Origin of the sequence: Streptomyces sp. NPDC056169 (assembly GCF_042268445.1) — a bacterium.
Classification (GTDB): Bacteria; Actinomycetota; Actinomycetes; order Streptomycetales; family Streptomycetaceae; genus Streptomyces.
On record NZ_JBHJUO010000030.1, the window covers coordinates 58,616 to 70,045 of the forward strand.

Sequence of the window (11,430 nt, forward strand, 5' to 3'; positions counted from 1 at the left end):
TGGCAACAGTCCGGTTCCACCACAGCGGCGTTTTCCGGCCAACATCCCGACGCTTTCGACTCTCCGGACAACCGGGCATCCGGTCCCCTCATCTCACGGGGCAGGCGCAGCGAGTGCCCGCCATCGCTCCGGCCGGACGTATTCCTGTCCCGTCGGACCGGGTGGCCCGCTGTCCGCTTCCTTGTCACAGCATCCGGAGAACGAGGGATCGATGACCACTACGCGCACCATTCGGCTGCGGCGTCCGCTGCTCGCCGGCACCACGGCTGTCGCCGCCATGGCCGTGACGGTCGGCTTCATGGCCGCCACGCCGGAGCAGGCGAAGGCCGCGACGGGACCCAAACTGAGTCTCATCGCGGCTACCGGCTCGGTCACGCTCACCTCGTGGAAGGAGGAGCCGGGCGTCTATCTGGACCTGGGCACCTACCTGACCGCGGAGGGAACACCGCTGGAGTTCAAGGTGACCCGGAAGTCCTACAAGGACCCGGTGACCATCACCCAGACCGTGTACGAGGGCGGCAAGGCCAAGGCCAAGACGCTGCCTCTGGGCACGGTGAAGGACTTCGCCGGGCTGCCCGGGTTTGCGGAGATCACCGTCACCGACAAGACGGGCAAGAAGGTCGTCAGCCGGACGGAAAGCTTCTGCCCGAACAACGCCAGCGGACGGGTCCGACCCGACGCGCCCTCCACCTCGAAGTATCCGGAGAGCTGCCCCACCAACCCCTTCACCCTCGGTTCCGTGTGGGGCGTCGAGAAGGGGTGGGCCGCCAACACCTACGGCGGTTCCTACACCCAGCCGGTGAAGCTCGCCGCCGGCACGTACACGGCCAAGATCGGGGTCGCCAAGAAGTACCGGGACCTCCTCGGCATCGCCGACAGGCCCGCGACCGTGAAGCTCACCGTCCAGGAGCGCAGTTGGGAGGAGGGCGCCGGCGCCGCGCCCGCCCGGTCGGCGACCGCCGGGGAACACGCCGGGCACGGTGCGGCCCACCAGGCCCCGGCCGGTCACGCCGGGCACGGGTCGGCGCACGCTCCGACCCCCGCCCAGGCCGGCGCACCGGAGACCAGTGGCGCGGGTCCCTCGTACAACGTGGGCCACGGGCCGCTGAAGGCCGCGCCGCCGGCCGTGTCGTGGGCGGTGAAGAGGCAGCAGGCCGCGCGTGCCGACATGCAGGCCGGTGACACCGCCGGGCAGACCGACGGCTCGCGCCAGGCGCCCGCCCTCACACCGCGGGCCCAGCGGCCCAGCGGGACTCCCGCCGTCCCGAGCGTCCCCAAGCCCGACCTGCGGTCGCTGCCGGCATACGGCATCACCATCAGCGACGGTGGCCAGAACATCCCGGGCAAGGACTACCTGGCCTTCAGCGCCAACGTGTGGAACGCCGGTCCGGCCCAGCTCGTGGTGGACGGCTTCCGCTCGCCCGGGAAGGCCAAGATGGACGCCTACCAGTACTTCTACGACGCCGCGGGCAAGCAGGTCGGCTACACCCCGACCGGCACCATGGAGTGGGACCCGCGCCCCGGCCACGTGCACTGGCACTTCACCGACTTCGCCAGCTACCGGCTTCTGAAGGCGGACAAGAAGGAAGCGGTGCGCAGCGGCAAGGAGGCCTTCTGCCTGGCCAACACCGACGCCGTCGACTACACGGTGAAGAACGCCAACTGGCACCCGTTCAACACCGACCTGTCCACCGCCTGCGGTCAGGAGAACTCCATCTCCGTCCGCGAGGTGCTGGACGTCGGATCCGGCGACACCTACACCCAGGACCTGCCGGGCCAGTCGTTCGACATCACGGACGTGCCCAACGGCACCTACTACATCCAGGTGCTGGCCAACCCGGCCAAGCGGCTGAAGGAGACCAACCTCGACAACAACAGTGCGCTGCGGAAGGTCGTCCTCGGCGGCGCCCCCGGCCGACGGACCGTGACCGTCCCCGCGCACGACCTCGTGAACGCGAACTGACCTGAGAGGACGGGTGGCGCGGCAGCTGCTGCGCCACCCGTCCTCGTCGGGCCGGGCAGCCGCAGGACCTGTCCGAGCTGTACGCCCGCGCCCCCACCGCCTCCTGCCGGCCGCGGCGTGGCCTCGCCGGTCCGTCGGCCGACCCGAGCGATCGGTGGTGCGAAGATCACAGGATGGATCATGGCCACGGGTGTGACGCGGAGTCGACCGAAGCGGGCACGGAGTACGCCGGCTTGATGTCGTTGGTTGAGGGGTCTCTGCGGGCAGAGGCGGGCGAGCGGGTCGTGGCCGTGCCGGTGGCCTGCCGGTTGTGCGGCTCGGACGGTGTGGACGAGTTCGAGGTGTGGGCGGGGGACTGCCACTGCGTGGGCTGCCTCATAGGGATCGGGCTGTGGCACGGGGACGACCCTGCGACGTTTCCCTCACCCTCACTCGTCTTCCCATGGAGACTCGTACCGTCCGTGACCCCGCTTCCTTCGCTGTCGTCCGGGGACTACTTCAGATGCTCCGGCCGAAGCATGGTGTTTCAGGCGGCTGTCGCCATGGTGGTCGGCCAGGACGATGCTGTGCGGCGCATCTCTGTCGGCTTGAGATGCTCGGAGCACGGCGGACTGTATCTGTACCTCGACAACGCGCATGTGGAGCCGAGCGAATAGTCCGGCGCAGGTCGCTGCCGGAGCGGGAGAACTCGCCTTCGCTCCCCGGCGGCCAGGGTGCGGACCAGGGGCGGCCGGTCGGCCCGGGCGTCCTCGCCGCGGCCCGCCCCCTGGCGCCCCGTACGGCGGGGCCTCCTCCGACTTGGTGTCGTCCCCGGGCAATTCGATCGTCAGACGACGACGCGTACTGAAGCGGGGGCAGGCCCACCGGTCGGCGTACCGCCAGCGGGTGTGAACCGCCCCTCGGTGGGGGATCCGAGGCCTCACGGGGAGGAACGCATGAACGATGAGGGCCGCAGCACAGGGGAGTTACTCCAGGACGAGGCCGTTCGTGAGCGGCGCGGCGCGCTGCGCGGGCGGATCAGCGCCGCTGGGATCACCGTCGAGGACATCTTGTGCTGCGAGGACAGCTTGGGATTCGTCGGGCCCGGACACGCGGACGGGTACACCGTGGTCCTGGCCCGGTCCGGCGGCTACCTCCGCCGGAACGCAGGCGAGGAGTTCTTCGTCGACGCGAGCGGCGGTTACCTCACCCGGCCGGGCGACGAACACCGGGTCGCCCACCCGATCGGCCCCGGTGACCGCTCCACCGAGATCCGGCTCGGTGCCGAGCTGTTCGCCGACCGGTTCGACGGCCCGCCGCTCTCCCGTCGCTTCACGGTCACCGGCAACACCGACGTGCACCACCGCGCCCTGCTGGCCGCGGCACGGCGCGGGGCCGAGGACTTCGAACTGGGAGAGCGGCTGCACCGGTTGCTCGACGACGTGGCCGCCTCCGCCGGACACTGGCGTACGGACACGAGCGGCCGCCCCGCCGCCGCCCGTGCCCACGCCCGGCTGGTCCGTGACGTCTGCGCCGTCCTGGCCGGCGGAACCCCGGGGCTCCTGCTCTCCCTGGACGAGCTGGCCCGCACGGTGGGGGTCTCGCCGCACCATCTCAGCCGCGTCTTCCGCGCCGTCACCGGCACGACCCTCACGCACCACCGCAACGAGCTGCGGCTCAGGGGCGTCCTGCACGCGCTTGAGGAGGGCGAGGGCAGCCTGCGCACCCTCGCGTACGCCTTCGGATTCGCCGATCAGGCCCATCTGACCCGGATGTGCCGCAGCCATACGGGGTACGTCCCCAGCGCCTTGAGGGGTGTTCTCGCGGATCGCGCATGAATGTCCAACGCCCCCGCGCGGGGTGCGCCGCAGACTGGCGGCGGCCGGAGACCCGGCCGGTGCCGTGCTCCCCGCGGGTGCTGTACGGCGCTCCGTCTTCCTCGTGGGGGAACGTGACGATGATCTTCCCGACCAGAGCCGGTACGGCCGTTGCGGCCGCCCTGACGGCCGTCGCATGTGTGGGCTCCGCACCAGTCGCCGCCCCGGCCCCGTACGCCTCAGCCCGCACCGCCGCCACCGCCGCCTCTGTCGCGGCACCAGGGCTCACCGATCCGCGTCCCTGCCCCGGACAGACCGACGTGACCTGCGCCGATCTCACCGTACCTCTTGACCGTACGGGCGCCGTGCCGGGCACTCTGAAGCTCCGGACCGCGGTCTTCGGCACCGCCGACGCGCCCAGGGGGACGCTGCTCTTCCTCACCGGAGGCCCCGGCCAGCCGGGCGTCCCCTACGTTCAGCGGATCCGCGAGCGGCTCCCCGAAGCACTGGCCCAGTACCGGCTGGTCATGATCGACCAGCGCGGCACCGGCGACGCGGCGGTCGACTGCCCGGAGCTCCAGCGGGAGGTGGGCAGCAGCGACACCGTCGCCCCCACGCCCGGCGCCGTCACCGCCTGCGCCGAACACCTCGGCGCGAAGCGGAACTTCTACACCACCGCCGACACGGTGGCCGACCTGGAAGACCTGCGGCGCGCCCTCGGCGTGGGCTCCTGGACGCTCGACGGGGTCTCGTACGGCACGTTCACCGCAGGCCAGTACGCCCTGACCCATCCGCGTCGGGTCCGCAAGCTCGTCCTCGACTCCGTCGTACCGCTCGACGGTGCGGGCGTGCTGTACGAGGACGCCCTCGGCCATTCCGCGCAGGTGCTCCGCACCGCCTGCCGTGAGCAGGAGTGCCGTTTCGACCCTGCCCGGGACCTCGCGACGGTCGTCCGGCGCGACGGCAACGGTGTCGGCGTGTTCAACCTCCTCGTCATCGCGAGCATCATCGACCCGAAGCTCGACAACCCCCGGTTCGGCATTCTCGGGGCCATCCATGCCTCCGCCTCCGGTGACCGGGCCCGCCTCGACGGTCTCGTCGCCGGGTTCTCCGCGCCGTCCGATGAACCGCCGACGGAGTTCAGCTCCGGACTGCACGCCGCGACCCTCTGCGCCGACTCCCGATGGCCGTGGGGCGATGCCTCCGCGCCCGCCGAGGGACGGGAACGCACCCTGAACCGGGCCGTCCAACGGATCCGGCCGGCGGCGGTGTGGCCGTTCGAGCGGGAGACGGCGGGCGCGCAGGGCATCCCGCGGACCTGCCTGCCCTGGCCCGCCTCGCGCCCCAACCGAGCCGCGCCCCGCCACACCCTGACGATGCCGGTGCTGATCCTCGCCGGCGACCGGGACCTGTCGACGCCGGTGCGGTGGGCCCGCGACCTGGCGGCCGTAACTCCGCGGGCCGAGCTCGTCGTTCTCGCCGGGGCGGGCCACTCCACCCAGAGCCGCAGCGACGGCGGGGCCCGGGCCGCCGAGGAGTTCCTGCTGCGCTAGCACGCGGTAGGGGCCGTCGCACATCGCGGGAGCCGCGCATTCTGCCGCGGGAGCCACCCGAAGCAGCTACGGATCAGTCACCATCCGCCGCCGAGACGCCGTCACCGAAACCGGCGAGTGGCAACCCGTCCGGAAGGCCGAGGAATCATTCGCCCCTCCTCGGACTCGCCGAGGACTGCCCCACCACCATCGTCACCTACGAACGACGTGTCCGCCGGTGGCTGACGCTGTATCGGGACAGGGCCGGTGGGATGCGATGCCCTGCCCGACGCGGCGCCGGATTGGCCCTTGACCCACCGTCTGATGTAGAACACTTCAGCGATCGAACGTGATCGCGAACTTGTTCAGTCATCGGGGGATTGACATGAAGTCAACTCAGCGTTTCATCAGCAGCTTTGCAGTCGTCGCCATGCTCGGGGCAATCGCCGCGTGCGGCCCGGAGGACCCCACCGCCGACGGCGCGGCCGGCGGCTCTACGGCCTCCGCCCAGCCGTCGGGGCAGCCGTCCGCGGTCGAGAGCTCTTCGGGCGAGCCTGCCGACGACTGCGGGCAGTCGCCCACGCTGCCGGCCGGCCACAAGATGGTGGAGATCGCCGTGCCGCCGTCGAAGGGCTCGATGTCCGCGAAGGACGCCCAGCCGACGTGCACGCCCAACGACTGGATCTACCACGGTCAGGGCGAGGCGAAGTACTACCTGTTCGCGCAAGAGGTGAAGGCGGAGCTGTCCGCCGGTCCCGGCTCCACGAAGACGGTTCCCGTCGGCGAGCTGTGGGCGCATGCCGGTGACTGCATGACGGACCAGGCCGCGGTGAAGTCGCCGTACAGCTGCTCCGGGAACATCTACGACATCACGCTGGACGGCGAGGGCAACGTGAAGTCCATCAAGGAGATCTGGCACCCGTAGCCCTCCCCGGCGCTGTGCGTCGGGCCGCTCGTGCGCAGTCGGCTGCACACGAGCGGAACCGGGTGCCCATCAGCCCGAACGAACCACTCCTCCAGACCCGTCGGCGGACGCCAGACCGACGGGCGCGGCGGGTCTGCGACCGCGGCCCGCCACCCCCGCAGCGGCCTTGCGCGGGCAACCGGCGCCGGCGCACCCACCACGAGCGACACCCTCACGAGACACTCGCCGTCAGGCGGGAAATGGTCTCGGGGCAGCATCCGTTCGCCGTGTACTCGGTCGCATCGACTCCCGCGCCGCGCCTGGGCTCGTCCTCGACCAAGGACTGAGCGATCTCCTCGCCGTGCGTTCTGCGGGAGAAGTCCGCCCGGGCACATCGGTATCGGCTCCAAGAGGTGCCATGCGCTCTTCCGCGCCAAAAGGAGGCGATCAGGGAGGCGGTTAATGGCCGGGTGCCGCCCTGCCTCGACGTGCACGGGCCTCTAGCATTCGACCATCCCCGTTCACACCGGCGGGGTGGCCGGACAGAGTTCATTCGCATGATAGTTCAACCATTGCCTGTTGGACTACCCCATTGCGCAATTCCGGCCCTTCCAATTCCTCGCGCCAGGCCTCACCGCGGTAGGTCCATGACGACCGCCGCACACGAGCGTGGCGCGTGGCATCCCAGCCCGTGGCGCGGACGCACCCGTGCGTCCGCGCCCATGGGAACCGAAGCACCGGATGGGAGAAACATGAGACTTCCCCTGCTCGTGAGCGGGGCGGTCGCCGCCCTGCTCGCCTCGGCCCTGCCCGCCAAAGCCGGCCCGTCGTCGATCGTCGACCCGCCGCCGGACAGGATCGTCATCGACATCGCCACGGTGAACGGATCCGGCTGCCCCCTGGGCACCGCCGCCATCGCCGTCTCCGAGGACAACACCGCCTTCACCGTCACCTACAGCGAGTACCTCGCGCAGGTGGGCGGCGGTTCCTCCCCCACGGCGGCCCGCAGGAACTGTCAGCTGAACCTCCTCGTACACGTGCCGCAGGGATTCACGTACGCGATCGCCAGTGCCGACTACCGGGGCTACGCCTCGCTCCAGCGCGGAGCGAGCAGCACGGAGAAGGCCTCGTACTACTTCCAGGGCTCGCCGACCACCGCCTCCCGCACGCACGCCTTCCGGGGCCCGTACGAGGACAACTGGCAGGCGACCGACGACACCGACTGGGCCCAACTGGTGTGGGCGCCCTGCGGTGTGCAGCGCAACTTCAACATCAACACCGAGCTCCGGGTGAACGCCGGCACATCGACCCCGGGCGCCACCAGCTACATGACCATGGACTCCACGGACGGTGACATCAGCACGGTCTACCACCTGGCGTGGAAGGAGTGCCCGGCCGGCTGACGGACGCGGCGGCCGTGGCGCATCGACGCGCCCGGCCGCCCACCGGCCGACACGACGTCCGATCGCGCCACGAGAAGGGTGCATCGGCCGGGAACCCGTGCGGACGGAGGTGACTTCGGCTGCGCTGTCGCCGCCACGAGGTCTCCCTCGCACGGACCGCGCCGGTGTACGTCTCGCTGAGGATCTTCGACCACCGCGTAGTACTTGAGAATGACCCGGCGCCCCTACTGAGATGGACATTGCGACCGATGGGGAACCTGGCCCCGGGACAGCCGTCTTGATCGTCGCGTCGGCTTGAACGTCGAGTCGACCCGAGGAGGTTCTGATGGCAGGTCAGGTGACGGAGAAGCCGGCGATGGCATCGGCGCCGGAGTACCAAGGGGCGCTGGGATCGCTGTCGGTGAACGCTTCTCTGCCCGAGGTGCTCGCCCGGGGCGTCCGGGAACTCCGGGCGGCCGAGGAGGCCGGGGACCGGCGGGAGGCGGCGCGCTGCGGGCTGGCCGTGGCAGAAGCATGCCGCAGGCTCGGGCGGATCGAGGAGGCCGACCGGGCGTGGAAGGCGAGCTACCGGGCGGCGCGTTCGGCCGGACACGAAGGGGCCATGGCGTGGGCGCTGTGGAGCGGGGGCACCCTCGCCCGCCAGCGCGGTGCGCTCAGGCTGGCGTACCGGCTGCTGGGGCTCGCAGCCGAGATGGGGGAGCGGGGCGGGGACGTCGTCGTACGGGGGTACTCGCTGGCGGGGCTCGCCGAGACCGGGCGCATCCAGGGCGACTACGAGGCGGTCGGGAGGCTGCACGAACAGCTCCTGGCCGAGGCCCGCCGCCGCGGCGAGGCCCGGCACACGGTCTGGGCGCTGGAGGGCATAGCGCAGATGCACCGCAACACAGGCTCCTACGACCGGGCTCTGGCCCTCTTCGAGGAGGCGGCCGAGACGGCGTCGCGAGCCGAGGACCGACGCGGATGGGCATGGGCCCTGCGGGGCATCGCCGACGTGGTGTCCGTGCGGGACGGGGACGTGGAGCGGGCCCTGTCCCTGCTGTCGCAGGCGGAGGAGGCATGCCGGGAGATACGGCTGGCCAGCGCGCTCGCCTACAACCACAAGATGCGGGGCAACGTGCTGTACCGGGCGGGCTGCTACGAGCAGGCCCGTGAGTTGTACGCGCAGGCGTTGCAGGAGTTCCGCGAGATGGAGGAGCCACGGGGTACGGCACTGTCGCGGCTGGGACTGGTCAAGGCCGACGCCCGCCTGGGCCGCGACGCCGCGGACACCGCCGCGGAGCTCACCGGGCTCCGCACGACGCTGGACCGCATCGGGCTGCGGCACGCCCGGGACATGGTGGACAAGGCCGCGGCCGAACTGGGGGTGGGCCCACTGCCGGACCACACCGGAGACGGTCCAGGGGCAGCGGCACCGACGCTGTCGGCCGTCGGGACGGAAGCCCTGCAGAAGGCCGACGTGGAGGGACTGCGGTGAGCGCCCGCCCGATGCCCGCCCACCCGACGCCCTCCCACCCGACGTCCGCCCTGGCGGTCTGCTCACTCGCCGTCGCGCCGGGCGCCACGGCCGCGACCGCGGTGAGCACCTCTCGTGTGCCCGAGGCCTCGGCGGCCGTTCTCCTGCGGCGGTGCCGAGACCGGGTCCGGCCCGCGCTGGTGGAGGCAGTGGGCCGGTTGCACCCCTGGACCGGTGAGATGGCGGCGTACGCGCTGGGCTGGGCCGATGTGACCGGACAGCCGGACCCGGGCGGATCCGAGGGCAAGGGGGTGCGGCAGACCCTCGCCGTGCTCGGGGCCGAGGCCGTCGGCGCCGACGGCGCCGTCGCCGTCCCGGGAGCCGTCGCCGTCGAACTCGTCCACACCTTCTCGCTCCTCCACGACGACATCATGGACGCCGACGCCCTGCGCCGGCAGCGCCCGGCGGTCTGGAAGGCCTACGGGACGGGCCCGGGCGTCCTGACCGGCGACGCGCTCCTGGCCCGGGCAGTGACGAGCCTGGCCGAGACCCCGGGCCACCACACGGCCGCCGCGGTACGGCACCTCTGCCGCACCCTGAACGCGCTGGTGTCCGGCCAGGCGGAGGATCTGCGCTTCGAGGACCGCCCTTGGCGCGGACCCGGCGCGGTCGAGCCGGAACAGTACCGGTCCATGGCCGAACAGAAGACCGGCGTCCTGCTGGGCTGCGCGCTCGCGCTCGGCGCGATCCTCGGCGGTGCCCCCGACAGGACCGTCACCACGCTCGACCGAGCCGGTCGCCATCTCGGCCTCGCGTTTCAGGCGGTGGACGACATCCTCGGTATCTGGGGTGACCCGAGAGTGACCGGCAAACCCGTCCACGCCGACCTCCGGCAGGGCAAGAAGACCTATCCGGTGCTCATCGCACTGGCCGGCGGAGGCAAGGCCGCGCACGAACTCGCGGTGCTGCTCGACTCCGTCGACCGGATCGACGGCGAGACCGCCGAACACGCCGCAGCGCTCGTGGAGGAGGCCGGCGGCCGGACCGGGACCCACAGGGAAGCACGCCGACACCTGGACGCAGCCCGCCGCACACTGCGAGAGGCGTCCCTGACGCACCCCGCAGCACAGGAACTGGACGTGCTGTTCACCCACTTGCTCGACCGCACCTGGTGACGCCACGGCCCTGATTCCGAAGCGAAGGACGCTGCGGCGCCGTGTCGGCAAACGGCCTTCGTCAGCAGTCCTACTCGCGGGTTACTTGTCCCCTGGTGGCCGAGGTGGGAGTCCGGGGCGAAGAACGCCGCTGTCTTTCGCTCTCCTGCCGTGACCCGCGGCAAGGTGGGTGGGCCGGGCGCTGCATTGCAGGGCCGACCAGGAGCGCGTCACTCTGGTAGTCGAGGGCAGGTGCTGACGTGCACACCAGCGACGAGATCTACGACCGGGTGCTCGGGGACCCGCGTTTCGACCCCGAGCGGTTCGTCATGGGGATCGCCGTGCGAGGGGCCCCGCCGAAGCGGGTCCTGCTCGGCGACTTCGTGCCGGGCGGGGACATCCCCTGGCATCGGGTGGTGTTCTTCGAGGCGGACGGCCAGGTCGTCTGGGACCGCGCCTCCGGCGTCGACCGGCTCGACGAGACCCTCGGCGGGCAGGCCGGTCCCATTCCGGCCCCGGCACCCGGTGACGTCCTCGCCGTCCCGTCGACGAACCGCACCGCCGTCGCCTGGCTGCCGCCGGCCGAGTTGTGGCCGCCGATCCAGCACATTCGCCGCGAACACGACCGGCAGATCCGCCGCTGGCCGCCGCACGTCAACGTGCTCTTCGGGTTCGTCCCCGAGGCCGAGTTCGTCCGGGCCCTGCCGCTGGTCGCCGCAGCGCTCGCCGAGACGCCGCCGTTCACCGCCCGCCTGGCGGGCGTCCACTGGTTCGGACACCGCGAGGACGCCACCGTCTGGCTCGACCCGGCCGCCGCCGGCCACGAGCCCTGGGCGCGGCTGCGGGAGTCCCTGGAGCTCCGCTTCCCGCTCTGCGGATCGCACGCGCACGGCTTCACCCCGCACCTGTCCCTCGGCCGTACCCCGGACCCGCACCCCCTCGCCCGTAAGGCGGAGGCTCTCCTCGGCCCCATGACGGCCCGGGTCGACGAGCTGGTTCTGCTCGCCCGGCGCGGCGACGAGCCGATGCGGGTCAGGGCCCGCGTCCTGCTCGGCAGCGGCGACGTACGCCACCCGGAGAATCCGGCCCCTCCGGGCAACCCTCCACCGTCACCGCCCGCCCACAGCAATCGGTCGACCAGCCCGTCGATGTAGTCCGGGGTGAGCGGGCCCATGCCGAACAGGACGCGGATGTACATCGGGGCCAGGATGTGGTCCAGCACGTC

8 protein-coding genes and 1 pseudogene are annotated in these 11,430 nt (G+C 71.6%); 8 read left to right on the top strand and 1 reads right to left on the bottom strand.

Annotated elements, in window-relative coordinates:
- The first annotated feature begins 211 nt into the window (after positions 1 to 211).
- From ACFC0G_RS36660 to ACFC0G_RS36695, 8 genes are all read left to right on the top strand, one after another.
- A complete protein-coding gene (locus ACFC0G_RS36660) occupies positions 212 to 1,963 on the top strand; it encodes a lysyl oxidase family protein (RefSeq protein WP_376412491.1) in 1,752 nt (583 codons plus the stop codon).
- A gap of 935 nt (positions 1,964 to 2,898) precedes the next feature.
- Complete coding sequence (locus ACFC0G_RS36665) at positions 2,899 to 3,780, top strand: helix-turn-helix domain-containing protein (RefSeq protein WP_376412494.1); 882 nt, start codon at positions 2,899 to 2,901, stop codon at positions 3,778 to 3,780.
- Positions 3,781 to 4,124: 344 nt separating this feature from the next.
- Positions 4,125 to 5,312, top strand: coding sequence for an alpha/beta hydrolase (locus ACFC0G_RS36670; RefSeq protein WP_376412497.1), 1,188 nt, complete (start codon positions 4,125 to 4,127; stop codon positions 5,310 to 5,312).
- A 409-nt stretch (positions 5,313 to 5,721) separates the two neighbouring features.
- Positions 5,722 to 6,216, top strand: a complete 495-nt coding sequence (locus ACFC0G_RS36675; RefSeq protein ID WP_376412500.1) for a hypothetical protein — start codon at positions 5,722 to 5,724, stop codon at positions 6,214 to 6,216.
- Positions 6,217 to 6,947: 731 nt separating this feature from the next.
- Complete coding sequence (locus ACFC0G_RS36680; RefSeq protein ID WP_376412503.1) at positions 6,948 to 7,598, top strand: DUF4360 domain-containing protein; 651 nt, start codon at positions 6,948 to 6,950, stop codon at positions 7,596 to 7,598.
- Positions 7,599 to 7,923: 325 nt separating this feature from the next.
- Positions 7,924 to 9,072, top strand: a complete 1,149-nt coding sequence (locus ACFC0G_RS36685) for a tetratricopeptide repeat protein (RefSeq protein ID WP_376412506.1) — start codon at positions 7,924 to 7,926, stop codon at positions 9,070 to 9,072.
- Between the two features lie 101 nt (positions 9,073 to 9,173).
- Positions 9,174 to 10,226, top strand: coding sequence for a polyprenyl synthetase family protein (locus ACFC0G_RS36690; RefSeq protein ID WP_376412521.1), 1,053 nt, complete (start codon positions 9,174 to 9,176; stop codon positions 10,224 to 10,226).
- Positions 10,227 to 10,465: 239 nt separating this feature from the next.
- On the top strand, positions 10,466 to 11,359 hold the full coding sequence (locus ACFC0G_RS36695) for an RNA repair domain-containing protein (RefSeq protein ID WP_376412510.1): 894 nt from the start codon (positions 10,466 to 10,468) through the stop codon (positions 11,357 to 11,359).
- Here the strand turns inward: ACFC0G_RS36695 and ACFC0G_RS36700 are convergent.
- Positions 11,329 to 11,430 (bottom strand): annotated as a pseudogene (locus ACFC0G_RS36700) (TetR family transcriptional regulator); the annotation flags it as partial. The gene ACFC0G_RS36695 and the pseudogene ACFC0G_RS36700 sit on opposite strands and share 31 nt — an antisense overlap.